Source organism: Burkholderia sp. Bp9099 (assembly GCF_003857805.1).
In the GTDB taxonomy this organism is placed as follows: Bacteria; Pseudomonadota; Gammaproteobacteria; order Burkholderiales; family Burkholderiaceae; genus Burkholderia.
The window spans coordinates 13,163-36,148 of record NZ_QTPU01000033.1 but is presented as its reverse complement, the minus strand read 5'-3'; the positions used below and the strand labels follow the sequence as shown (position 1 = coordinate 36,148).

At 64.1% G+C, this 22,986-nt stretch carries 22 protein-coding genes; 14 read left to right on the top strand and 8 right to left on the bottom strand.

Annotated elements, in window-relative coordinates:
* The 5 genes from DIE17_RS30570 (at window position 1) to DIE17_RS30550 (ending at window position 4,219) form a co-directional block, all read left to right on the top strand.
* The gene (locus DIE17_RS30570; protein WP_124921515.1) at window positions 1-954 is read left to right on the top strand and encodes an HlyD family secretion protein; all 954 of its coding nucleotides are present in this window, start codon (window positions 1-3) and stop codon (window positions 952-954) included.
* A complete protein-coding gene (locus tag DIE17_RS30565; protein ID WP_124921514.1) occupies window positions 951-2,450 on the top strand; it encodes an efflux transporter outer membrane subunit in 1,500 nt (499 codons plus the stop codon). The genes DIE17_RS30570 and DIE17_RS30565 overlap by 4 nt, the downstream gene beginning before the upstream one ends.
* 183 nt (window positions 2,451-2,633) lie before the next feature.
* Window positions 2,634-3,059 carry a molybdopterin-binding protein gene (locus DIE17_RS30560; RefSeq protein WP_124921513.1) on the top strand — a complete coding sequence of 142 codons (426 nt, stop codon included), beginning with the start codon at window positions 2,634-2,636 and terminating at the stop codon, window positions 3,057-3,059.
* 85 nt (window positions 3,060-3,144) lie between these two features.
* Window positions 3,145-3,735 carry a nitrogen fixation protein NifQ gene (locus tag DIE17_RS30555; RefSeq protein WP_124921512.1) on the top strand — a complete coding sequence of 197 codons (591 nt, stop codon included), beginning with the start codon at window positions 3,145-3,147 and terminating at the stop codon, window positions 3,733-3,735.
* Between the two features lie 118 nt (window positions 3,736-3,853).
* Window positions 3,854-4,219 (top strand): bleomycin resistance protein, encoded by a 366-nt coding sequence (locus tag DIE17_RS30550; RefSeq protein ID WP_124921511.1) that lies wholly within the window; start codon window positions 3,854-3,856, stop codon window positions 4,217-4,219.
* Window positions 4,220-4,343: 124 nt separating this feature from the next.
* On the opposite strand, the gene DIE17_RS30545 is transcribed toward DIE17_RS30550, so the two are convergent.
* From DIE17_RS30545 to DIE17_RS30530, 4 genes are all read right to left on the bottom strand, one after another.
* Complete coding sequence (locus tag DIE17_RS30545) at window positions 4,344-5,405, bottom strand: DMT family transporter (protein ID WP_124921510.1); 1,062 nt, start codon at window positions 5,403-5,405, stop codon at window positions 4,344-4,346.
* A gap of 802 nt (window positions 5,406-6,207) precedes the next feature.
* Complete coding sequence (locus DIE17_RS30540) at window positions 6,208-6,897, bottom strand: ProQ/FinO family protein (protein ID WP_124921534.1); 690 nt, start codon at window positions 6,895-6,897, stop codon at window positions 6,208-6,210.
* Window positions 6,898-7,489: 592 nt separating this feature from the next.
* Window positions 7,490-7,981: a flavodoxin family protein gene (locus DIE17_RS30535; RefSeq protein WP_124921509.1), complete on the bottom strand. Its 492-nt coding sequence runs from the start codon at window positions 7,979-7,981 to the stop codon at window positions 7,490-7,492.
* Between the two features lie 193 nt (window positions 7,982-8,174).
* Window positions 8,175-8,825 (bottom strand): TetR/AcrR family transcriptional regulator, encoded by a 651-nt coding sequence (locus DIE17_RS30530; RefSeq protein ID WP_124921508.1) that lies wholly within the window; start codon window positions 8,823-8,825, stop codon window positions 8,175-8,177.
* A gap of 83 nt (window positions 8,826-8,908) precedes the next feature.
* Between DIE17_RS30530 and DIE17_RS30525 the strand changes: the two genes are divergently transcribed.
* Window positions 8,909-10,033 carry an MBL fold metallo-hydrolase gene (locus DIE17_RS30525; protein ID WP_124921507.1) on the top strand — a complete coding sequence of 375 codons (1,125 nt, stop codon included), beginning with the start codon at window positions 8,909-8,911 and terminating at the stop codon, window positions 10,031-10,033.
* 1,224 nt (window positions 10,034-11,257) lie between these two features.
* On the opposite strand, the gene DIE17_RS37600 is transcribed toward DIE17_RS30525, so the two are convergent.
* Window positions 11,258-11,455, bottom strand: a complete 198-nt coding sequence (locus tag DIE17_RS37600) for a hypothetical protein (protein WP_185735404.1) — start codon at window positions 11,453-11,455, stop codon at window positions 11,258-11,260.
* A 169-nt stretch (window positions 11,456-11,624) separates the two neighbouring features.
* Here DIE17_RS37600 and DIE17_RS30515 point away from each other — a divergent pair, with 169 nt between their 5' ends.
* From DIE17_RS30515 to DIE17_RS30505, 3 genes are all read left to right on the top strand, one after another.
* Complete coding sequence (locus tag DIE17_RS30515) at window positions 11,625-11,864, top strand: hypothetical protein (RefSeq protein WP_124921505.1); 240 nt, start codon at window positions 11,625-11,627, stop codon at window positions 11,862-11,864.
* A gap of 62 nt (window positions 11,865-11,926) precedes the next feature.
* On the top strand, window positions 11,927-12,622 hold the full coding sequence (locus DIE17_RS30510; protein ID WP_006759638.1) for a ParA family protein: 696 nt from the start codon (window positions 11,927-11,929) through the stop codon (window positions 12,620-12,622).
* Entirely contained in the window at window positions 12,615-13,646 is a 1,032-nt protein-coding gene (locus DIE17_RS30505) for a ParB/RepB/Spo0J family partition protein (RefSeq protein ID WP_124921504.1), read from the top strand. Before DIE17_RS30510 ends, DIE17_RS30505 begins: the two co-directional genes overlap by 8 nt.
* A 90-nt stretch (window positions 13,647-13,736) precedes the next feature.
* Here DIE17_RS30505 and DIE17_RS30500 read toward each other — a convergent pair whose 3' ends face one another.
* A complete protein-coding gene (locus DIE17_RS30500) occupies window positions 13,737-15,053 on the bottom strand; it encodes a replication initiation protein (RefSeq protein ID WP_124921503.1) in 1,317 nt (438 codons plus the stop codon).
* 1,728 nt (window positions 15,054-16,781) lie between these two features.
* Between DIE17_RS30500 and DIE17_RS30495 the strand changes: the two genes are divergently transcribed.
* Window positions 16,782-17,360 carry a hypothetical protein gene (locus tag DIE17_RS30495; RefSeq protein WP_124571906.1) on the top strand — a complete coding sequence of 193 codons (579 nt, stop codon included), beginning with the start codon at window positions 16,782-16,784 and terminating at the stop codon, window positions 17,358-17,360.
* Between the two features lie 229 nt (window positions 17,361-17,589).
* Window positions 17,590-17,916, top strand: a complete 327-nt coding sequence (locus DIE17_RS30490) for a hypothetical protein (protein WP_044848822.1) — start codon at window positions 17,590-17,592, stop codon at window positions 17,914-17,916.
* A gap of 324 nt (window positions 17,917-18,240) precedes the next feature.
* On the opposite strand, the gene gcvA is transcribed toward DIE17_RS30490, so the two are convergent.
* The gene (gcvA, locus tag DIE17_RS30485; RefSeq protein ID WP_124921502.1) at window positions 18,241-19,146 is read right to left on the bottom strand and encodes a transcriptional regulator GcvA; all 906 of its coding nucleotides are present in this window, start codon (window positions 19,144-19,146) and stop codon (window positions 18,241-18,243) included.
* A gap of 140 nt (window positions 19,147-19,286) precedes the next feature.
* On the opposite strand from gcvA, the gene DIE17_RS30480 reads away from it, so the two are divergent.
* The 3 genes from DIE17_RS30480 to DIE17_RS37595 all read left to right on the top strand — a co-directional run bounded on the left by DIE17_RS30480 (window position 19,287) and on the right by DIE17_RS37595 (window position 21,991).
* Window positions 19,287-20,576, top strand: a complete 1,290-nt coding sequence (locus DIE17_RS30480; protein WP_124921501.1) for an adenylosuccinate synthase — start codon at window positions 19,287-19,289, stop codon at window positions 20,574-20,576.
* A gap of 237 nt (window positions 20,577-20,813) precedes the next feature.
* On the top strand, window positions 20,814-21,755 hold the full coding sequence (locus DIE17_RS30475) for a LysR family transcriptional regulator (RefSeq protein WP_044848839.1): 942 nt from the start codon (window positions 20,814-20,816) through the stop codon (window positions 21,753-21,755).
* A gap of 95 nt (window positions 21,756-21,850) precedes the next feature.
* Window positions 21,851-21,991 (top strand): hypothetical protein, encoded by a 141-nt coding sequence (locus DIE17_RS37595; RefSeq protein WP_185735403.1) that lies wholly within the window; start codon window positions 21,851-21,853, stop codon window positions 21,989-21,991.
* 99 nt (window positions 21,992-22,090) lie between these two features.
* Here DIE17_RS37595 and DIE17_RS30470 read toward each other — a convergent pair whose 3' ends face one another.
* Window positions 22,091-22,804 (bottom strand): dienelactone hydrolase family protein, encoded by a 714-nt coding sequence (locus DIE17_RS30470; protein WP_124489718.1) that lies wholly within the window; start codon window positions 22,802-22,804, stop codon window positions 22,091-22,093.
* Window positions 22,805-22,986: the final 182 nt, after the last annotated feature.

Genomic DNA, 22,986 nt, shown 5'->3' with positions numbered 1-22,986 from the left:
GTGAAAAAAACCTGGCTCTCGGCAGGGCAGATCCTGCTCACCCTGATCGTCGTCGTCGTGGCCGCCCTCGTGCTGTGGCGGATCATCAACTACTACATGTTCTCGCCGTGGACACGCGACGGCCACGTGCGCGCCGACGTGATCCAGGTCGCACCCGACGTGGCGGGGCTCATCACCGCGGTGCAGGTCGCCGACAACCAGGAGGTGAAGCGCGGCCAGGTGCTGTTCGTGATCGACCAGGCCCGCTACGCGCTCGCGCAACGGCTGGCCGAAGCGACGCTCGCGCAGCGCCGCGCGACTCTCGCCCAGGCGAAGCGCGAATATGCGCGCAACCAGCAGCTCGGCAACCTGGTCGCCAGCGAACAGGTCGAGGAAAGCCGCACGCGCGTCGAGCAGGGCGAAGCCGCCGTCGCCGACGCGCAGGTGTCGCTCGACACCGCGAAGCTGAACCTGCAGCGCACGACGATCGTGAGTCCCGTCGACGGCTACCTGAACGATCGCGCGCCGCGCGTCGGCGAATACGTGCCGGCCGGCCGCGCGGTGCTGTCGGTCGTCGACCGCAATTCGTTCCGCGTCGACGGCTACTTCGAGGAAACCAAGCTGCGCGGCATCCACATCGGCCAGCCGGTCGACATCGTCGTGATGGGCGAGCCGCGGCCGCTGCGCGGCCACGTGCAGAGCATCGTCGCCGCGATCGAGGATCGCGACCGCACGCAGGGCGCGAACCTGCTGCCGAACGTGAACCCGGCATTCAGCTGGGTGCGGCTCGCACAGCGCGTGCCGGTGCGCGTCGTGCTCGACGAGGTGCCCGACGACTTCCGGATGATCGCAGGGCGCACCGCGACCGTCGCGATGCGCACCGACACGCGCCGCGACGCTGGCGCCAGGTCGACCGCCGGCGCCTCCGCGGCATCCGCGCCCGCGGCCGTCAGCGCGACGGGAGCCTCGCAATGAAGCGGCACGGCCTGCGCCTCGCGGCGGCACTCGCGCCGCTCGCGCTCGCACTCGGCGCGTGCAAATCCGTCGGCCCCGACTACAGGCTGCCGCAGCAGGCGTACGTGAATGCGCCGCTCGCGAACCATGCGCTCGACGACGCGAACGGCACGCTCGTGTCGCGCGACGCGGTGCCCGGCAACTGGTGGCAGCTGTACGACGATCCCGTGCTCGACGAACTCGTGCGCAGCGCGCTGAAATCGAACACCGACCTGCGCGTCGCCGCGGCCAACCTCGCGCGTTCGCGCGCGGCGCTGGAAGTCGCGAACGAACAGGGCGGCTTCTCCGGCCGCGCGGAAGCCGCCGTGCAGCGCGCGCAGGAATCGGCCGAACAGTATCTGCTCGAAAACAAGCTGCCGGTCGTGAACGAGGGCGCGGTCGGCATCAGCGTGTCGTACGAGCTCGACCTGTTCGGCAAGCTGCGGCGCGGCGTCGAGGCTGCGCGCGCGGACAGCGAAGCCGTGCAGGCGGCCGCCGACCTCGCGCGCATCACGGTCGTCGCGGACGTCGTGCGCGCATACGTCGAATCGTGCTCCGCCGGCGACGAGCTCGCGATCGCGAAGCAGTCGCTCGCGCTGCAGCAGCAGCGCGTGAAGCTGTCGCAACGGCTGCGCGACGCGGGGCGCGGCAACCAGACCGACGTCACGCGCGGCGTCACGCAGGTGCGCACGCTCGCGGCCGACATCCCGCGTTTCGAAGGCCGCCGCAAGATCGCGCAATACCAGCTCGCCGCGCTGCTCGCGCGCTCGCCGGCCGACCTGCCGAAGGCGGTCGCCGAATGCGAGCGGCTGCCGAAGCTGCGCCAGCCGATTCCGATCGGCGACGGCGCCGCGCTGCTGCGCCGCCGCCCCGACGTGCGCGAAGCCGAACGTCAGCTGGCCGCCGCGACCGCGCGGATCGGCGTCGCGACCGCCGCGCTGTATCCGTCGGTCAGCATCGGCGCGTCGGCCGGCTCGGTCGGCGTCGCCGCCGACCTGTTCTCGTCCACCACCAATCGCTGGTCGTTCGGACCACTGATCAGCTGGTCGTTCCCGGTCAACGGCCAGCGCGCGCGCGTGCGCGAGGCCGAAGCCGCGACCGGTGGCGCGCTCGCGCATTTCGACGGCGTCGTGCTGAACGCACTGCGCGAAACGCAGTCGAGCCTCGCGACCTATGCTGCCGACGTGCAGCGCACCGATGCGCTGCGCACGGCCTACGAATCGGCGCGCAGTTCCGCTGACGAAACGCACCGGCTCTATACGGCCGGCCGCGAGTCGTTCATCTCCGATCTCGATGCGACGCGCACGCTGACGAGCGTGCGCGCGCAGCTCGCCGCGGCCGAGGGCCAGGTCGCCGCCGACCAGGTCAAGCTGTTCCTCGCGCTCGGCGGCGGATGGGAAGGCGATGCTGCGCCCGCTGCGGCGCAGCAGACGTCGGCAGCGGGTACGCTGGCTACTGCGCCGGCCGCCGCAAAGTAAGCGCGCGCGGGGCGGCAGCCGGCGTGCACGACACGTCTGCCGTCCCGCGCCATCGTGCGCGGTTTCGCATGTCCGGTATGTCGATGCCGACGTCGCGCGTCGCCTGCATTGCCGGTAAACTCGTCCGCAGTTTCCATCATTCGCCGGCCGCCCGTCGGGCTGCCCATTTCCCGGAGAGTCATCATGCGAACCAGCGCCCGTAATCAATTCGCCGGCCAGATCGGCGCCGTCAAGCCCGGTGCGGTCAACGACGAAATCACGCTGCGTACCCAGGACGGCCTCGACATCGTCGCGGTGATCACGCATGGCAGCGTCGCATCGCTGGGCCTCGCGGCCGGCACGAAGGCGTTCGCGCTCGTCAAGGCATCGTCGGTGATCGTGATGGTCGACGTCGACAGCAGCAAGGTGTCGGCCCGCAACTGCGTCGCGGGCACCGTGTCGTCGATCGCGAAAGGCGCGGTCAATTCGGAAGTCGTGATCAAGGCGGCAGGCGGCGCCGAGATCGTCGCGATCGTCACCAACGACAGCGTCGATCGTCTCGGCCTCGCGAGCGGCAAGGCCGCGTCCGCCATCTTCAAGGCGTCGAGCGTGATCGTCGGGGTCGAGTGAGCGCCGTGTCGACCGCACTGACGATCCGTCGTGCGCCGCGCCCGCAAGCGGCGTGCGACGCACGACCGGCGCGCGGGCGCACACGATGACGTCCATGCTCGAGCACGCGCATGAGCACGTATTGCAATCGCTGCTATCCGGGGCGGCCGACGCCGATTCTCCGGATGCACGTCTGTTCGGCACCCTCGTTGCGGCACGCGCATGCCGCAACGAGCTCGCGCTGCTCGGCCTGTCTCCCGCGCGGCTGAGCGGCCTGCTTGCCCGCCAGTTTCCGCGCCTGGGTTCGGCCGATGCCGCCGCGCTCGTGCCGGCGGCCACCATCGCGCCGCTGCCGGCCGCGCACGCGCAGTTCGTCGCGACACTGCACGCGCGGCTGATGCAGGATGCGCATTGCGCCGTCGCACGCGACGATGCCGACTGCGTCGCGACCATCATCGCGCATGCGTGCCTGCGCCCCGATCACCTGTGGCGCGATCTCGGCCTCGACGGACGCGCCGCGGTATCCGCGCTGCTCGACCGCTATTTCCCCGCGCTCGCCGCACGCAATGTCGCGAACCTGCGCTGGAAGAAATTCCTCGCGCAGGAAGCGGCGGCATCGCTCGGCCTGCCGCCCGGGCCCGCCCCCGGATGCCCGGGCTGCGAGGATTTCGGATTCTGCTTTCCCCCGGGACGATAGTCGCGGCGGCGGCCTGCGCGGGAGGCCGGTGCGCATCGATTGACCGATCATGCGCGACATCCGTCCGCACGTTTTCCCGCGCGTTCGTTCGATCGCTACGCCCACCGGAGGAACAGCCTTGACCGACTTTGCGAGTCCCAATCTGCCGTCGCGCGATTTCGACGCCACGTCGCTTTTCTACGCGAAGCTCGGCTTCGTCGAAACCTGGCGCGACGACGGCTGGATGATCCTGCGGCGTGGCGACCTGCTGCTGGAATTCTTTCCGCATCCCGGTCTCGATCCGGCCACGAGCTGGTTCAGCTGCTGCTTCCGGCTCGCCGACGTCGGTGCGTTTTTCGATGAGGTGCTCGCCGCCGGCATTCCCGAGCAAACGACCGGCAGGCCGCGCGCGCATCGGCCGAAACGCGAGGCATGGGGCGGCACCGTCGGCGCGCTGATCGACCCGGACGGATCGTTGATCCGGTTGATTCAGACGGACGACTGACTCGCTACGGTTCGCCCATCGATCGACGCCGAAGCCGCGCAGCGGACCCGAACGACGGCCCCATAAACGGTTACCTTGCGATGCGCGTGGCATGCAGCGCGGGTCGTGCGCCCGTGCCGCGCGATCAGTGTCGATGGCGGTGGTGAATGTCCGGGAAATGCGCGTGACTGTGCGTGATCGGCAGATGCACGTGCGGATGCGTATGCGGTTCATCGCCGTCGTACGGAAAGTCGTGCGCGTGCTGATGATGTTCGTCGTGCCGATGCCGGTGCGTATGTTCGAGCCGCTCATGCGCGTGCTCGTGTTCGTGCCGTTCGCGCACGTGCAGCCAGATGCCGAGCGCCATCAGCGCGGCCGCGAGCCAGAACGTGACCGACGGCAGCGCAGGCCAGATGAGCAACGACAGCACGACGCCGAACAGCGGCGCCACCGAAAAATACGCGCCCGTGCGTGCACTGCCGAGATGGCGCAGCGCGACGACGAACAACACGAGACTGATCCCGTAGCCGCCGAGGCCGGTCAGCATCGCGGCGGCCGCGGCCGGAACGGCGGGCAGCGACGCACCCGTCGCGAGCGCGATGCCGATGTTCACGGGCCCGGCGACCAGGCCTTTCACGCACGCGATGACCATCGCATCGTTCGCGGCGACCTTGCGGGTCAGGTTGTTGTCGATCGCCCAGCACAGGCATGCGCCGGCAATCAGCAGCGCGCCGACCGGCACGCCCGCGCGCCCCGGCACCCACGACAGCAGCGTGCCGCCGGCGACGATCGCGACCATGCCGAGAAACACCTGGAGATCCACGTTCTCGCGAAACACGACCCACGCGATGACCGCCGTCAGCACGCCTTCGAGATTGAGCAGCAGCGCACTCGTTGCGGCCGGCGTGCTCGACAGCCCCAGCATCAGCAGCGCCGGACCCGCGACGCCGCCGGCCGCGACCGCGCCGGCGAGCCACGGCAGGTCCGCGCGCTGCAGCGGCGCTGCGTCCTCGGCAGGCGCGCGGCGGTGGCGCAACCCGCGCAGCAGGATCCCGACGCCCAGGCCGATCCCGCTGCCGAGATAGAACAGGCCCGCGACCATGAACGGCGACATCGCGCCGATCAGTGCCTTGGCGAGCGGCGTCGCGGCGCCGAACAGCGCGGCGGCGGTGAGCGCGACGAGAATCGCGGAATGTCTCGGGTTCATGATGCGGTCTTGGCGTTGGGCGTTGGGCGTTGGAAGTATGGAATCGGCCGGTTGCGTGCGATGCGGTGGCGCTTGCGGTTTGCCGGTGCCTTTCAGTGTCGGGGAATGTCGGGCGAACGGCGCAGACTTTCAGGTACCTGTCGCGTCATGCGCGGTCGGCAATGCTGGCCGGCCCGACGATTCGTGCCGGGGAGATTATCGCGCTTGTGTTACGGGTCGCCAACTGACGAGCGGGCGGCCGTGGCGACGCGTCCGGACATCTCCACGTCCGTCTCTCGAATACGGCCGCACTTCGCGCCTGACAACTGTTCACCTGAGACATCTTCGCGCGGGTGCGAATCCGGGTTTCATCTCCGATCCGATTACATCCGATTACATTAGGAACACGAATTATTGTGATTGAACGCAAACGGATGTGCGTTGGTCACTCACTCGATGGCGCACGCGTCGACCATCTGCGCGCAAGCGTGGCTACGCAGTCGCGCGGGACGCCCGCCTGCGAAACGTTCGCCGGATGGGACGGCACCGTGCAGTCATGATGCGCGCCGACGCTCCCCGATGCCTGGTCGCCGCGCGCGCCCGACGTGAGCGACACGTTGCACAAGCGGCGTCCGCCGACGTGCTTTCGTCGTCGGTTCGATTGGCAGTTCGATGCTGATCGGGTGAGACTGACTGGCTGTGCGGCCAGCGGAGGCAGTCCCGACCTGCCCGGGCAAGGACAGGTCGGTCTGTCATGTGATGCGCGATATGCGTGGTGAAGGCCGGCCGTCACCGCGCATATCGCGCGGCGACGCATCGCGTGTTACTCGCTCGCGGCCGTTTGCTGCTCGGCCTGCGGTGCTGCGACGGCCGGTGCTTCCGCGACGGCCGGTGCATCCGCGACGGCCGGTGCATCCGCGACGGCCGGTGCATCCGCGTCGGCCGGTGCATCCGCCTTCGGCTGCTGCGGTGCGCCCTTCGCTGCTTGTGCGCCGCCCTTGTTGCCCGGACGACGCGACTTCAGCCGGCGCGCACGCGCCGCATCGTCATGCGTCACGCGTCCGGCTTCGTTACCTTGCAGATCGACCCGCACCGCGTCTTCGACGAGACACGACCAGTAACGATTGCCGCGGCACCACGTGGACATCGCCTCGCGCAGTTCGGCTTCGCTCAGGCCGACGGCTTGCGCCTCGCGGGCGAGATCGTCCCAGATACCGACTTTCAGCGGCACCTTGGGAGCCGGATTCTTCGGGAACGCGCGCGGGAACCGGCGCTGCAGTTTGCCGATCGCGACGATGACCGGATCGACCGGCGTCGACGGCTTCGCCGACGCGGGCTTCGCGCCGGACGGCGCTTTGGCCCCGGCACCCGATTTGGCCCCACGAGCGGGCCGGTCGCCGGACTTCGGCTTCGCGCCTGCGTCCGGTTGCGTAGCCGGTCGCTTCGCGTTGCGCTCCTGCTTGGCCTTGGCTGCGAGCTGCGCCCGCAATTCGGCAAGTTGTTCAAAACCCATAAATTCAATCCACCAGGAATATAAGGTGTGGTTCGTGCGGCCATTCCGCACATCGGCGTTCGCCGCATCGCCTGCGGCTCGTCTACCACCGATGCGGATCATTGCGGGGCCGCATCGCCACCACCACTGTTTCAGGCACCCGGCCACGATGCCGGACAAAGGCAGGAGTGGAAGTATACCGGTACGCGCGGCAGTCGGTTGACTCACCGGTTCGGATTTGACAGATCCGGGTAGCAGGCAAGGCGTCCGCGCAGTCGTGATGCGCATTATGGCGGCGTTTTCGACAGGTATCGACACACGCGTTACGTAGTGTCGCTTTCTGCACTTTCTCGCTTCAGTGCGCTTCACGTGAAAAGCCTGGGACCGAACATCATCGGCCGCCAGTATCGGCAAAGGCTGACCAGGGCATCGACAAGCTATTGGTGTCGCTGGGTGTCGCTGCCGCGAACGGCAATGCGGTTCGCAGGAGCGGTGTCCCGCAAATCGTGCGTGTCGCCAGTACTCGCGGCCATCGAACGCGGCACACGAGGCGTCGCGCTCCGGTCGTTGCGCGCAGTTGCGGCTCCGCGTCGGCCGGCTTGATCGTCGCCAATCAGAACACGCCGAGCGCAAGCCCTGCGGCGAGACCCGCGCCGATCTCCGCGCAGCGCGCGAGATCCTCGCTGCCGATCGTCTTCCGCGCGAGGATGCGCTCCGGCGTCTGCGCATGGGTGCAGACGATCAGGCCCGGCGCCACATTCCTGAGCCGCCATCCGGTCGCGATCCGGTCGATCTGGCGCAGCGCGTTCTGTCCGTCGCTGCCTGCGCAGATCATCGCCGCATACGGACGGCCGTTCACGCGATCGAGTGCCGCGTAGTAGCAGCGATCGAAGAAATCCTTCATCAGCCCGGACATCGCGGCGAGATTTTCCGGCGTCGCGAAGAGGTAGGCGTCGGCGGCGAGCACGTCATCCGCGCTCGTCGCATCCGCACGCTGCAACCTGACGTCGACGCCCGGTTGCTGGCGCGCGGCATCCGCGGCCGCCTCGGCCATCTGCTGCGTGCCTCCGGTCATCGTGTGATAGACGATCAACAGCGTCTTCATCGGGGTTCGCTCGCGTTCGGTTTCAAATGCGTCCGCCGCACACGTCGGTACGGCTCAAACGGGCTACGTCGACGTGTGTGCCCGGGACTGCGTTCGTCCGTTGTCGAATGGCACATTCTTCAAGGTGGCAGACGCAGCGCACATCGAGTATATCGACGCGCCTGTTCCACTGCGCGCTTCGCACGACGCGCGGTCAGTCCTGCCCGGTACTCGCACCAGCGTGGTCCGCACGCGCGTAGTACGCAAGAAACATGTCGGTAGCCGTTTCCGCGACCTTCTTCTGCTCCCGCACCCCGAGCGGCGGCTGGCCCATCGTCACCTGCGGCCAGAACGCGAACGCTTTCACGATTCCGTGCAGCTGATGCGCGGCGAATACCGGATCGGTCACCGTCAGCCGGCCGGCCGCTGCCGCCGCACGAATCCAGACCGTCACGTCTTCTTCGCGCTCGCCCATGCGTTCGACCATGTCGCGCGCGCGTTCCGGCGAGTGGATGGCCGCACCGATCGCGACGCGTGCGAGTGCGAGAAACGCTTCGTCGTTCAGCAACCGCAATTTGCGGCCCAGCAGCGCGAGCAGTTGATCGCGCAGCGGCACGTCGGCGCAGTAGGCCGGCGCGCCGGCGGTGAGCGTCGCGTCCCACAGCTGATGCAGGATCGCCGCGAACAATGCTTCCTTGCCCGGGAAGTGGTTGTAGACGGTGCGCTTCGACACGTCGGCGCGCGCGGCAATGCGGTCCATACTGGTTGCGTCATAGCCGGCCGCGAGAAATTCCTCGATCGCCGCGGCGAGTATTGCCGCACGCTTTCGGTCGGTCAGGCGCTGGGGAAAAGTGCTCGTATCCATACAAAAATTTTACACCGCTGAGTTTACTTTTCCCAGGGATAAACTACACTGCTCGGTGTACTTTCATTTCCGGACGAATCGACATGGCTTCGCCTCTCGTTTTTCTTCATCGCGTACTGGGTTTCGCCGCCGCCAGGCGTGGCCGCACGCTGTCCGGCGAGTCGCCGCAGCACAACGGCGAACGCTTCAGCAACGTCGCACCGCGACCGGTCGAAGGCTTCGGCAAGACGCTCGGTATCGCATGGAACATGCTGGTCAACAAGCCGCGCAACACGGTTCCGACAGGCGCATTGCCCATCGATTCACTGACCCGCGAACAACTCGACGCGGCCCCCGACCGCAGCCTGTATCGGCTGGGGCATTCCACGCTACTGTTGAAACTGCGCGGTGAGTTCTGGCTGACCGATCCCGTATTTGCCGAACGTGCATCGCCGTTCCGGCGCGTCGGCCCCAAGCGCTTCCATGCGCCGCCGATTGCGCTCGAAGACCTCCCGCCGTTGCGCGGCGTGATCCTGTCTCACGATCACTACGATCACCTCGACCGTGACACGGTGCTCGCGCTTGCGGCCACCACTGGCGTGTTCGTCACGACATTGGGCGTCGGCGACCGCCTGATCGAATGGGGTATCGACTCGCAGAAGGTACGCCAGCTCGACTGGTGGCAGAGCATCGACGTCGACGGCCTGACGCTGATCGCGACACCGGCGCAGCACTTCTCCGGGCGCAGCCTGTTTGACGGCAACAGCACGCTGTGGGCGTCGTGGGTCGTCGTCGACGACGATCTGCGCGTATTCTTCAGCGGCGACACCGGCTATTTCGACGGTTTCCGGACAATCGGCGAACGTCTTGGGCCCTTCGACGTGACGCTGATCGAGACCGGGGCATACGACCCGCAATGGCCGTACGTGCACATGCAGCCGGAAGAAACCGTGCAGGCGCACATCGACCTGCGCGGTCGCACGCTGATGCCGATTCACAATGGCACGTTCGATCTCGCGATGCACCGTTGGCAAGAACCGTTCGAGCGCGTCACCGCGCTGGCCATGGTGCGTGGGGTCGAGCTGTCAACGCCCAGGATGGGCGAGCGACTCGATCTGAATAAGCCGCATCGCGGCGAGCGCTGGTGGCGATCGGTCGATGAACCGGCAAAGACTCCCGCAACGAAGACACGCCGGTGGCAACCGTGCGCATCGCAAGCGACGAAGTAGGTTCGATGACCGCGACGGTTTCTGGGCGGAAACGTCGCGGCGGTGAATTTTCGTCGCGATACGGGGCTTGGTAGCGAACGCGTTGTTGATGGTCGGTGACGATGATCTGTGAGGCCGGAAATCTGACCTCCGGCGCTATCCGAGATAGACACGGCCGGCCCGATGTTGGCAATGTGCTTTACCTTCTTGACGCAGATTCTGCAGATCCCCGTTTTCGTATGCGCTGCGATAGACATTGGCCGAGTCCATCGGAGACGGTCATCCGAGGCCGTCTACAGAATCAGTATTAGCTCGACGCAGTCTTGGGGCGCTCCGTAAATTCAACATCGGCCAGGCGCCCGCTTCGATTTCTCCCGCCACCCGCAGATTCGCAATCCGGCACCGCCGGGGCAGCGCGTTGTCACGTGACAACTGGCGATGAAGAGGGGAGTCGCATCTCTTGAATCCCCGTCGGTCTGTTCGGCGCGACGTCGCAGGTCGACAGCATGCCGATCGCCTTCTCAGAGCGAAACGTATTTACCACTACACAATACGTCTTTATTGATACGATTTTGCCTCGTTTTCCATCGCTTGATCCCAATAGCACCCCCGAGATCCATGCGCCCCCATTTTACCCATCAATCACGTCCAATTTGCGTGAAACAACATGAAGAAAGCGGCGCAACTGGTTGCTAGACAAGGGTTTACGGAGGCGGACCTTTTTGGAGAAATGTTTCACGACCCCGCCGATTAGCGTCATCTCGCCTCGCCGACACGCATGAATTCGCCCCCAAAAGCCGTCGCGCGATACGGATACGTGAAACGACGCCGATGTCCGCCGCCATTGAATCCCTCGTTGACACAACAAGGCTCCGAATATCAACCCTCCCCTCCCTTGCCGCATCGTCGTGGTAATGGTGAATGCTGATCGGCCGGATTTATTGGGGCCATATCATAGCCACCAAGACTCCCGTCTGACATGCCGTGCGGAGATTGAGAGCCCGCGCAGTTCAAGAATGCTAGAGGATGTGCCGAGCCGCCCGGCCAGTACCGCTCACTCGCACATTCCAGCTCGCACAATATGTTCGTTTGGCCCACCAATGGAGACGTCGCATCGGTATCAAGCAGGTCATATCGACATGAGACCTAGCGGTTGTCACGTGACAACCGTGCGACTCGAACGGCTTGCCCATCCGTGACCTGGCCCGATCGATCACGCCCACTTCGGATATCGCACGGATTTCTTCACGCCAGCGACTTCTGTAGTGGCTGCATTGAGGCAAGCGAATCCGCCCGGAATCGCCACTGAGGCGGGTTGTCACGTAACAACCGCATCAGTCGCAGTCGCAGTCGCAGTCGCAGTCGCAGCACCAGCACCAGCACCAGCACCAGCACCAGCACCAGCACCAGCACCAGCACCAGCACCAGCACCAGCACCAGCATATTTGAGTGCAACAGCTGCAACGAGGAAAGAGGAAGAAAGAATTCCCAACGAGTCCACTGCGCGTCGAATCTGCATACTCCCCGTCGGCGGGCATTTTCGGTCCAGTCATCCGCATCGACTTGTCACGTGACAACTGCAGATTCCGACGCCGTTCAAGATCGCAAGTAGATGGAAAACCTGCCCCAGCATTTCCAGGGCGAAAACGAAATCACCCTTGGAAACCGCATCGCGATTCTTGTCGCGTCCGCCGCTGAATTCCTCAGCACTCCATTAGCACTTTCCATCTCGAATGAAATGTTGCCGTTTTTATTTTTCAGTCGATTTCAACTCAAGAAACAATCTGCTAGCCATTTGGCCTGCTTGTCACGTGACAACCACAGTGATCATAAAATTTCTCTGCCCATCTAACACTTTTCTGGACTTTTCAACAACAACTGCATATATTACGCAAAACTCCTTGGAGGAATTTAATGGCTTTCAAGATCGCCGTTAGTAATCAAAAAGGTGGTACTGGAAAGACGACCATCTCCGTCAATATCGCGGCGGCCTTCGAGGCTGGCGGCAACAAGGTCGCCTTGATCGATGCCGACCCTCAAGGCACGTCGGTCAGATGGGTCACGAGCGGGGAAAATACGCTCCCGATGACGGTTCTGTCTTTGGCCCCCGCCGGTCGCGGCATCGGCGGCGAGATCAAGAAGCAGGATGCAAATTTCGATGTGATCGTCGTCGATTGCCCGGGCAACCTCGAAGACCCGCGCATCGCGTCCGTGCTGGAAGTCGCCGATTTCTGCCTCGTCCCGCTGTCCCCGTCGCCGGCCGACCTCTACAGCACCGTCGCGATGATTCGGATGATCGAGTCGATGCGTGCCGTTCGGAACCCGAATTTGTCTTCCGCGCTGATGCTGAATAGCGTCAATGGAAAAACTAAAATGCGTGAAGAAATTTTAAAAATTCTAAGGGCTGAAGAAATAGGGGAGCATCTGCTCGACAGCCAGATCGCGCAGCGAGAGGTCTACCGGCAGACGTTCGCCCTCGGCACCACGATCCACCATCACAATCGATACCTGAAGGGGCTGAAGGAAGCCCGCGCGGAAATCGAGCGGCTGGTCACCGAAATGGCCCAATACATCGCGTCGACGCGCGCTACCGGAGCCGCTCATGGCTAAGGACACCTCAAAAGAGAAGAAGCCAACCGGCAACCTGCATCTCGCGGCCGGCCTGCTGCGCGGGCTCGCGCAGGAAAACGCGGCGCTCGAAACGCGCCTGCCGGAGCCGGTGCCCGCGTCGAATCCCGCCGTCGAAGCCGCTCCCCCCGTCGCCCCCACCTCGAGCACGTCCGCCGACGCGATCGACCTCGGTGCGCCGCAGAAAGTCGCGGTCAAGGACTGCATCCCGAACCCGTTCAACCCGCGCGTGTTCTATTCGGAATCGAGCCTGCACGAACTCGCACTGACACTGAAGCGGGAAGGGCAGATCGAGCCGATCAAGGTCACGCGGCTCCCGGAATTTCCCGGCAAGCTCGTCGTGATCGACGGGCAACGCCGCCTGCGCGCGACGAGCATCAACGGCGACGAGACGATCAACGCGACGTTTCGCACGGACCACACGCCCGAGCAGCTCTATACGATCGCGTATCGCGCCAACCACGACCACGAGCGCCAGACGATCTTCGACGATGCGGTCGCGTGGAAGCGTCTTCTCGACGAAAAGGTCTTCCCCGACCAGAACACGCTCGCGGAAAAGATCGGCAAGGACAAGGCATCGATCAGCAAGACGCTGTCGCTGAACGCACTGCCCAACACGCTGCTCGAACGGATGGCCAGCGCGAACGATGTGGTCGGCCTGCAGGCGGCGTACTTCCTGAAGCTGATTTTCGAGCGCTTGGGCGAACCGGCTGCCGACCGGCTGCTCACCGCGGTGATCGACCGGAAAAAGTCGGTGCGCGACCTCGAGAATTTCCTGCGCGCGCAGAGCGACGGCAACAAGAAGGCGGGGCGCACGCGCTACAGCGTCCGTCACGATTTCGCGCTCGAATCACGCGCGATCGGTCAGCTGAAGACCTATCCGGACGGGCGTCTGGATCTGCAACTGAAGGGAGTCGATGCGTCTCACCAGGAAGCACTCGCCGACCGGCTCAAGACCGTAATCGACGCGTACGTCGCCGAACTGGCTGAAGCCGCGCAAAAGTAGGTGCGCCAAGACAAAGGCCCCGCGCCTGCACGGCACCGCGCAACCGGATGAAGTCCGGCGCGCGGCGCATGCCAGGCTGCGAGGCCTTGATCAGTTGGTCGCGAGACCGCTTTTCAGCAGGAATTCCAGCAGGTCGTCCGAGGTCGGTTCGCCCCAGGTGTCGATCGCCAGCCAACGGAAGAAACTGGTTTGCGCCAGCTTGCTCGCCTTCTTCTTCGGCGACAGCGTGAGATCCTTCGAACCGGCCACCGTCTCGTTGTAGCGCTCGATCAGCTTGGTCTGGTCGTCGATCTCCAGCTCGCGGAAATACGCGCCAGCTTCGTCGACCTTCGCCGCCAGGTATTTGTCGCGAATCTGTTCCTGCTTGCTCTGCGCGGATTCCTTTGCCGGCGCGGCCGTTTCGGTCCCCTGACCGTCGGCCAACGTATAGCCGTGTGTCAGCGCCTTGCGGAAATACGCGGCCACGTTGTCGACAGGGGCGGCATTCTTCTTCGTAGTCCGATTGAGCGTATAGGCAATTGCCGCCTTGATGCGCTGCACACCGTACTGCGTGATCAGCCGGCGCGCTTCCGAACGCGGGATGCCGAACTTGGCGACTTCGTCGACGAGTGCTTCGTTCTTGACGTCGCCTTCCTCGACCATATCTGCGCTCTGCTTGCGCGTCACCTTGAACTGGACGGCCTCCACGCTGCGACCTGACTTGTGTTCGATCAGCTCGAGCGTATGGTCGGAAACTTCGTTCACCTCCTGAATGCACGGCACCAGGACCTTGCTCTTGAAGAGCTTGTACTCCTTGTACGATTGCGATGCCTTGTCCTGACCGAGGATGAGATCGCGGAATTTTGGCAGCGGAATCTTCGCCGTGATGCCGATCCCCTCGTAGCGCACCGTGTTTTCCCACAGGGCAAGCGAGTGCGAGCGCCGAAACTCGCGCGCGATCCGCATATCGATGAGCGCGTAGATCTCCGGATTGAGCAGCTCGCTGCGAATCTGGTCGGAGAAGCTGTACTTCAGCACCGATTGCTCGAGTTCGGCGCCGGCGAGCAGGCCCGACGCCTTCCACACCGTCGAGCGGTCGGCCGCAAGGTAGTCCCAGTTGACGACGGTACTGATCAGCGAGTTGACCGTGTCCTTCACGTACTTCGTGTTGTTGCTGTTCAACCCGCTTTCGTGCGAGAGCGCGGCGATCGAGATCGAGAAGCTCGTCCGGCCGGGCTCGAACGCTTCCTGACGAAGGGCATTCTTGATCAACGAGCTGAACATCTTGCGCTGCTGCAGCCCGATCTTTCCGGACTTCGGAGCGATATGAATGGCCTGGACCGCCTTGCGCAGCAGATCGGGAGGCTCGGGCGTCTGAAATAGCGAAACCTGCTTGTCGGAGCCTTTGATTGCGGGCTTGCGCGGCATCGTGATGTCCGGAGAAGGTGACCGTGTTGATGGCGGACTTTATACCTTTTCCAGCCACCGAGCAACGTCTCTTTCTACGGTATCACTTTCACTATCGATGCTAAGTTCCAGTCACAAAAGGAAAAACCTAGGTTTTCCTATTTGTTCGGAGCCCCATATCCATATACCTTTGGGTCAAAAGTAGCTCCCAAAACCTTCTACCTGTGTGGTTTGTCGCCAGGATCCGGCATGGGACTTGCCCTATCAAAGGTACCCATTCATGGGAAACAATCGACTCGAACTGGATTGGCGAACCCGATTCGTGGTGCCCTGCAACACGATCTGCGTTCCTCCCATAACGCGCTACCTTCGACACGCCCCATGAATGGGTACCTGTCGAAATCCACCGGCGTGGCGTTGTGTCTTCAACTGTGTCCGACAGGCGAAAATGCTCCCCATGGATGACTACCTTCAGACTCCCCCACAGAAGGTAACCTTTCTACCGGCCTGATCCTGTTTATGGGACGCCACAACCATAGGGACGAGCCAAACGAGATCACGCGGTCAATACAGGCACCCATAAACGGCTACCTGAAGTCCGCCCCATAACCGGCTACCCCACATAAAATGCTGTGCCCGGCGGCACGAACCGATCAGCTGGAACGCACCATAAATGGCTACCAATGGATTCCCCCATAGAGGGCTACCTGAAGTGTTTTTGGGCCGAATTCCCATAACAGGCTACGCGTGCCCCATATCCACAACCCCCATTTCCCACAACGCGGTACCCGATTCCCCAAATCCACAGACCTGAAACCCCATACTCTTCCGCCTGTGCTCCCATAAATGGGTACCGAACACCTGTCAAACCCTTGCCAGACAAGGCTGTGAGCCGTCTAAAAGTAGTTAAAGAAGTAAACGTTGTTTACCAAAGATGTAAACACACGTGTGCCTGTGCAGAAAAACAACCCCCATAAACCGCTACCAAAGGGACTCCAGCGGGCTCGACTGGCACAGCAATCCGGGTCTCCAGCCTGTGGATCCCCCGATATGTGGCCTCATTCTGCGAGCCTCCCAGGCCTGACAAGGCTTCGCAAGAGGGTGAGTACCTACTAACAAGCGCTCAAACGTAGAAACCTATGGGATGGAATCCGCGTTTTCAGGACATAGGTTCCCATCTATGGGATCGGAAAATGCCCACAGCGGGAGGTTTCTCCGTCCGGGATTACCCGTAGACGACGGCCATCACACCCGCACAGGAATACTGCGGGTACGCCTCAGGGCAGTGAGAAATGACCGGAATTCATCCGCAAGCGGTTATTTTTGCGTCTGTGCCCGCGCTTCCGTGGATAAGTCTCCGGCTATCGCGCGCCGGCTCGTCCGACACTTTTCAGTCAGTAACCCGTGCGCGGACGAAACCCCCGGCCCTTGCTCCGTTCATTTGGCCTCATAGCTTTCTACCTTTGGGCCTGTATCGGAATCGGTACAGGATCCCGACAGCCGGGACAAGAATTGCATCCCTGTGCCGGTCGACACGACAATCAAACGCGCTTCGGTCACGGCGATCCCGGCATGGTTCCGAACGTGAGGCAAGCGCCATCAACCAGGCTCCCCCTCACTGGATACATACTCGAATCCCGAAAATGCTCACCGTCGGAAGTTGTCGGATCCTGTAAAGGCTCACCGACTAGCTCCTCGCAGGTTGATGGACCATCCGTGCGACGCGTCCGCACGAGATGCGGGCACCCGATGGAAAAGCTGTGGCGTATGCGCGCAGCGCCAGACGCGCCGGCGTGCTTGTCGCACAGGCGCAAAACGCTTCGTGACGCAGATACGATGACGCGCGCAGCGCAGGCGCTCATGCGACTGCATCGTACGATGCAGATGCGCGATCGTGAACGAATGCCGATCGAAGCGCTCACCTTGTGCTGCAGATGTCATCTCCCAAAAGTGGCGACGAATCGCGCCGAACAGGTAACCATGCAAGCGGCCACCGGTTACCCGATCGTTCGCATCGTATCGGGCCGACGTGTAGTGGAGGAACGGGGCGGACTCGGCATGGAACGATTCGTGGTCATTTATGGGAGGAGCCGTCGTTCGCGCGGCCGCAAATCGCAACATGGCGCACAGGTCCGCGATTTCGTCGCATGTTCCGCTCATGAGGCAACGATCGCGTTGCGGGAGCAGCAAATTCCACGGATGAAACAGTCGGCGTCGTACGCGGGCGCGGTGCGCCGAAGCGGATCTCATCCTCATCGGCAACCTGCATCGTATCGACGGAACAATCCGCTTCGTCACATGTTTGCGGCGGTCGCACGCGTCGCGTGATGTATTGCCGTGTCCCTGCGAAACGAGGGTCCGGCGGACACGCGGGAGACGTGACGATGCGACGTTTCCCATACGTATATCCCCAAGAATGTGCGCACGATAGCGCCACATTTTTTGCAACGCGGTTATGATGCAAAGGCCCTGATCGCGAGATGAAGACCGGCCAGGGGCAGGGGCGGTATCTCGATGTACTTTCACTCCGTGACCAATCAGAAAAGAGAGTTCAGCGATGCGAATCCAGATCAAAAAACTGACGCTGGCTGCTACGGCAGCGGCGTTCCTCTTCGGCTCGGCTGCTCCGGTGTTCGCGCAGACCGACGCCAGCGCACCGGCCGCATCCGCCGCTTCGGATGCGAAAGCTGCGAAGCGTGAAGCACGCAAGGCAGCACGGGCAAAACGCAAAGCCGAACACAAGGCAGCGCGCGCGAAGAACAACGCCGAACTGAAGAAGCTCGAAGACGCGGGTTACAAGCCGGCGGCCAACGATCCGAACTACCCGCAGAATCTGCAGAACGCTGAGAAGAAGGCGGGCGAAGCCGCGGGCGCCAGCCAATAAGCGTCCCTCGCGTGAAAAGCCCCGGCTCGAGCCGGGGTTTGTCGTTTGTGCTGCGGAAACGCGATACGTGTCCGGGCACGCATGCGGGTATCACATTCGCATCAAATGATTCGATGTCCTTTGTTTTTAGATGAAGTGGAAACCATCTCGATGCGTTGACTCTTTCTGCTCTGTCCGTCCTGTTCAGACTAGTAGTAATCCTACTGAATGAAAAAACGTTGGATGAAGGGCGAGGCGAAAGACGTTCGAGCATGAGCAATACGCGGCGTCGCAACGGCGCCCGAAACCCACACCGACCGAGCGATCGTCGCCATCAGGACCTGGTCAGCGCCGCGCGTTCGCTGTCGCCGCATTCCCCGTCACTTTCAGCCAGTCCTTGAATGCCCGCACGGCTTCGTCCTCCGCGCGCGCAGCCGCCACATAAGTGAAGTAGCGCCACGGCGGCAGTGCCGGTTCGCTGAACGGCTGCACCAGCCGGCCTTCGGCGATGTCGTCCGCGACGAGCGCGATCGGCCCCATCGCGACGCCGAGACCGTCGAGTGCGCCTTGCAGCGTCAGATAGAAATGCTCGAGCGTGAGCGAATGCCGCGGCACCAGATTCGCGTGCCCCGCTGCCGCGAGCCACTCGGGCCACATGCCGGGATAGGTCGCCGCATGCAGCAGCGTGAAGCCCGCGAGATCGGCCGGCGTACGCAACGGCCTGCCCTCGAGCAGCTTCGGCGCGCATACGGGTAGCCTGACTTCGGACAGGAATTCCTCGGCGACATAGCCGTCGATTGCCTGCGGGCCGCCGCGGACGATCAGGTCGACCTTGTCGCGCAACTTCTCGATCGGCTCGTTCGATGTCGACAGCCGCACTTCGACGGCCGGATGGGCGACCTGGAACGACGACAGCTTCGGCACGAGCCAGCGCAGCGAAAACGTCGCGGGCGCGCTGACGCGCAGCACGCGCTGCTGCCCCTGGCCGAAATGCTGCGCGGTGGCCAGCGCAATCCGGTCGAACGATGCACCGACCTCGGCGAGGTACGCGCGACCGGCATCGGTCAGGTCGACCCGCCGGTTGTGCCGCTCGAACAGCGGCCGGCCAAGCCACGCCTCCAGTTGCTGGACATGCCGGCTGATCGCGCCATGCGTCACGCACAGCTCGTCGGCGGCGAGCGTGAAACTGCCGAGCCGGGCCGCGGCTTCGAATGCGCGCAGCGAATTCAACGGAGGGAGTCGTCGGGCCATTCATCGTTTCGCGTGAGTTTTACTCACGTGAATGCTCAGATTTAATCGTTTGATCGGGCGATCATGCTTCGCCAATATGGCACACAAACGGCCTACGCGGCCGGAATATGTGTCTGAATTTCTCACATGGAGTATGGAGCATGCCGAACGTGGTGGTGGTGGGCGCCCAATGGGGTGACGAAGGCAAGGGGCGCGTCGTGGACTGGCTGGCGGCGCAGGCCGATCTCGTCGCACGCTACAACGGCGGCCACAACGCGGGCCATACGCTGGTCGTCGGCGACAAGACGTACAAGCTCGCGCTGTTGCCGAGCGGCATCGTGCGCGGCAAGCGCGGCGTGATCGGCAACGGCGTGGCGCTCGATCCGGAGGCGCTGCTGGCCGAGATCGGGCGGATGGCCGAGCTCGGGCTGTCGGTGACGCCGGACAATCTGTCGATCGCGGAGAACGCCACGCTGGTCCTGCCGATTCACCGTGCGATCGACCAGGCGCAGGAGCGTCTGCGTCGTGAGCCCATCGGCACCACGCTGCGCGGGATCGGGCCGGCCTACGAGGACAAGGTGGGGCGCCGCGGGCTGCGGGTTGCCGATCTGGCGGAGCCGGACCGGCTTGCCGGCAAGCTCGACGTGCTGGTCGATCACCACAATGCATGGTTCCGCGGCCTGGGGCTCGAGCCGTGCTCGCGCGACGCGATGCTGGCAATGCTGGTCGACATCGCACCGAAGATCCTGCCGTTCGTGCGTCCCGTGTGGGCCGATCTCAACGATGCGAACGAGCGCGGCGAGCGCATCCTGTTCGAGGGCTCGCAGGCCGTGATGCTCGACATCGACTGGGGCACGTATCCGTTCGTGACGTCGTCGGGCACCGTTGCATCGGCCGCGGCGGCCGGCACCGGCCTCGGCGCGTCGAAACTCGGCCACGTGCTGGGCGTGACCAAGGCGTACGCGACGCGCGTCGGCGGCGGCCCTTTCCTCACCGAACTGAACGATGGCACCGGCGAAACGCTGCGCGCACGCGGACAGGAATTCGGCGTCAACACGGGCCGGCCGCGCCGCTGCGGATGGCTCGATGCCGCGCAGTTGCGGCAGGCCGTGCGGATCTCGGGTATCGATTCGCTCGCGCTCACCAAGCTCGACGTGCTCGACGGCTTTGCGTCGCTCGAGCTGTGTGTCGGCTACGAACTCGACGGCGCACGCGTCGACCATCTGCCCGCGAGCCTCGATGCGCAGGCACGCGCAACGCCCGTCTATGAAACGTTCGCCGGGTGGGACGGGACCGTGAAGGGCGTGCGCGAGCGTGCGGCGCTGCCGCGTGCCGCACAGGATTTCATTGCACGCGTCGAGGCGGTCGCGGGCGCGCCCGTATCGATGATCACGACGGGCGCCGAGCGCGACGACACGATCGTGCTGAGCAATCCTTTCGACGCGGCCTGAGCGCGACGCGGCACGCGCAATGCGTGCCCGGCAGGCCGCCGCCATGCGGCCTGCATCGCTCCGGCGCCGGTTGTCCTGGGGCATGGGTTGTCGCGTGAACGACGGCCTGCCGCCGCGGCGCACGGCAAACTGGACACGCCTGCACCGCTGCGGTACTGTTCCGCACGATTCGCGCCAGACCGGCCCGTGCCGGGGCGGGCGCCGCTGCGAAGCGATTTCAATCCCGGGGACATGTCGATGGACACGTTACAGATGATGCGCATTTTCGTCCGGGTGGCGGAGGAGGGCAGCTTCACGAGCGCGGCCCAGCGCCTGGACATCACCACCGCCTACGCATCGCGTTCGGTCGCGCAACTCGAAACGCACCTGCGCACCCGTCTGCTCAACCGGAGCACGCGCCGCATCGCGTTGACCGATGCCGGACAACGCTATCTCGACCGATGCCAGCGCATCCTCGGCTATATCGACGAAGCGGAAGCCGAGGCGGCTGATGCGCAGGCGAAGCCGTCGGGGCGCCTGCATGTGCACGCGACGACCAGTTTCGGCCAGGCCTACCTGGTGCCCGCAGTGGTGCGATACCGGCAGCGCTATCCGTCGGTGGCCGTCGAGCTCACGCTGTCGCAGCACGTGCCCGACATCATCGACGAAGGCTACGACGTGTCGCTGCAACTGAGCGCGACGGAGTTGCCCGACTCGGGGCTGGTGTCGCAGCGGCTTGGCGATGTGCACAGTGTGCTGTGCGCGTCGCCGGCGTACCTGAAGGAACGCGGGACGCCGCGCACCGTGCGCGATCTCGAAGCGCATGCGTGCCTGCAGATCGTCACGCCGATCTTTCCGCGCGACCGCTGGCATCTCGACGGCCCCGACGGTCGCGAGACGTTCGAACTGCCGCTGGCGGATTTCCAGGTCAACATCGCCGACGCGCTCGGCGCCGCGTTGCGCGCCGGCCTCGGCATCGGTTCGTTGCCGATGTCGACCGCGGTGCCCGCACTGGCGAGCGGCGCGCTGGTTCGCGTGTTGCCCGAGTACCGACTGCAGAAACTGACGGTCTACGCGTTGTACGCGTCGCGCCAGTACCTCGACGCGAAGATCCGTACCTTCGTCGATTTCCTGCGTGAATGCGTGCCTGAAATGCTGTCCGCCGACGAGGCTGCGCTGCGCGGTTCCTGCGAGTCCTGAGCGAAGGTGGACGACGTGTGCCGGATCGCATGATGCGGCACACGCATCGTCCTTGAATCCAGGTTTAGCTGCGCAATATACTTTGCATACCTAAATTGATGGTGAAAAAGACACGGCACGACTTCACCGACCGGCTGCATCGCTCGATGCGCGCCGTTATGGAAAACCTGCTTTCGATATCGGAGATCGTCGGTTCGGTGCGAAGCGTCGAGCGCGCGCCACCGCCGCTCGCGTAACGCAATCCTTGCCGCATACGACAACGCCACGGATGCAAGTCCGTGGCGTTTTGCTTGACGTGCATCGCTGCACGGCAGTGGCGGATGCCTGCTGCGGTATTACTGCTGCTTGTCCCAGAGCGTGCGCCCGAAGAACGTGAGCGTGCGATCCCACGCGATCTGCGACCACACCGGATCGAACTGCGTGCCGCCGATGCGGCCGGGGCCGACGGCCGTTTCGTTCGCGAACGCGTGATGCGCGAGATAGCGGTGGAATTCGACGTCGACCTTTGCATCGGTCAGCTTCTTCTCCAGCGCATCGACCTGGTCGATCGCGAAGAACGCATCCTGCGTACTCCAGTGACCCATCAGCGGCACCTTGATCTTCGACGGGTCGAGGTAGTCGAGCGGAGGGAAGCCGTACCACGTGACGCCGGCGTCCGCCTCGGCGAACTGCAGCGACAGCAGCGTGAGCGCGCCACCCATGCAGAAGCCGGTGACCGCCACGCGCGACGCGTGCGTCTTCAGGTAGTGCACCGCGCCGGGAATGTCCTGCGACGCGGCGTCGCCGAAATCGAGGCCCGTCATCAGGTGGTGCGCTTCTTCCTCCTCGACCGTCGACTTGCCGCGATACAGGTCGGGCACGAGCGCGAAGTAGCCGCAGCGCGCGAGGCGATCGGCGACGCCGCGGATCTGGTCATTCAGGCCCCACCACTCCTGGATGACGACGACCGCGGGTGCGCCTTCGGTCTTTTCCGGCGTGGCGAGGTAGCCCTGCAGTTCCTGGCCGTCCGGACGGCGAAACGTGATCATGGAACCGGATGTTTGAGACATGAAACCGCTCCTTTTCGAAAAATGCGATGAGTGCGGCATCGGGTCGGCCAGCGAGTGCGGTATGCCCGGTGAGTCGAGGTCTCGCTCGCGTTCGCTTCGGCCGGCGCCGACCACGCGGCCATTCTATGCGCAAACGCCGGCGGTCTGCGTGAACGGCGCGATGCGGCGGCCGATTCGCGTGC

What these genes read in the sequence shown, in the direction of transcription:
- DIE17_RS30540 (WP_124921534.1), bottom strand. Translation starts at nt 6,897, where the DNA reads ATGGGTTTTGAACAACTTGCCGAATTGCGGGCGCAGCTCGCAGCCAAG.
- DIE17_RS37600 (WP_185735404.1), bottom strand. Translation starts at nt 11,455, where the DNA reads ATGCTGGTGCTGGTGCTGGTGCTGGTGCTGGTGCTGGTGCTGGTGCTG.
- DIE17_RS30475 (WP_044848839.1), top strand. Translation starts at nt 20,814, where the DNA reads ATGGACACGTTACAGATGATGCGCATTTTCGTCCGGGTGGCGGAGGAG.
- DIE17_RS30505 (WP_124921504.1), top strand. Translation starts at nt 12,615, where the DNA reads ATGGCTAAGGACACCTCAAAAGAGAAGAAGCCAACCGGCAACCTGCAT.
- DIE17_RS30480 (WP_124921501.1), top strand. Translation starts at nt 19,287, where the DNA reads ATGCCGAACGTGGTGGTGGTGGGCGCCCAATGGGGTGACGAAGGCAAG.
- DIE17_RS30500 (WP_124921503.1), bottom strand. Translation starts at nt 15,053, where the DNA reads ATGCCGCGCAAGCCCGCAATCAAAGGCTCCGACAAGCAGGTTTCGCTA.
- DIE17_RS30545 (WP_124921510.1), bottom strand. Translation starts at nt 5,405, where the DNA reads ATGAACCCGAGACATTCCGCGATTCTCGTCGCGCTCACCGCCGCCGCG.
- DIE17_RS30490 (WP_044848822.1), top strand. Translation starts at nt 17,590, where the DNA reads ATGCGAATCCAGATCAAAAAACTGACGCTGGCTGCTACGGCAGCGGCG.
- DIE17_RS30470 (WP_124489718.1), bottom strand. Translation starts at nt 22,804, where the DNA reads ATGTCTCAAACATCCGGTTCCATGATCACGTTTCGCCGTCCGGACGGC.
- DIE17_RS30565 (WP_124921514.1), top strand. Translation starts at nt 951, where the DNA reads ATGAAGCGGCACGGCCTGCGCCTCGCGGCGGCACTCGCGCCGCTCGCG.
- DIE17_RS30530 (WP_124921508.1), bottom strand. Translation starts at nt 8,825, where the DNA reads ATGGATACGAGCACTTTTCCCCAGCGCCTGACCGACCGAAAGCGTGCG.
- DIE17_RS30495 (WP_124571906.1), top strand. Translation starts at nt 16,782, where the DNA reads ATGGAAAAGCTGTGGCGTATGCGCGCAGCGCCAGACGCGCCGGCGTGC.
- DIE17_RS30560 (WP_124921513.1), top strand. Translation starts at nt 2,634, where the DNA reads ATGCGAACCAGCGCCCGTAATCAATTCGCCGGCCAGATCGGCGCCGTC.
- DIE17_RS30525 (WP_124921507.1), top strand. Translation starts at nt 8,909, where the DNA reads ATGGCTTCGCCTCTCGTTTTTCTTCATCGCGTACTGGGTTTCGCCGCC.
- DIE17_RS30515 (WP_124921505.1), top strand. Translation starts at nt 11,625, where the DNA reads ATGGAAAACCTGCCCCAGCATTTCCAGGGCGAAAACGAAATCACCCTT.
- DIE17_RS30510 (WP_006759638.1), top strand. Translation starts at nt 11,927, where the DNA reads ATGGCTTTCAAGATCGCCGTTAGTAATCAAAAAGGTGGTACTGGAAAG.
- DIE17_RS30555 (WP_124921512.1), top strand. Translation starts at nt 3,145, where the DNA reads ATGACGTCCATGCTCGAGCACGCGCATGAGCACGTATTGCAATCGCTG.
- gcvA (WP_124921502.1), bottom strand. Translation starts at nt 19,146, where the DNA reads ATGGCCCGACGACTCCCTCCGTTGAATTCGCTGCGCGCATTCGAAGCC.
- DIE17_RS30535 (WP_124921509.1), bottom strand. Translation starts at nt 7,981, where the DNA reads ATGAAGACGCTGTTGATCGTCTATCACACGATGACCGGAGGCACGCAG.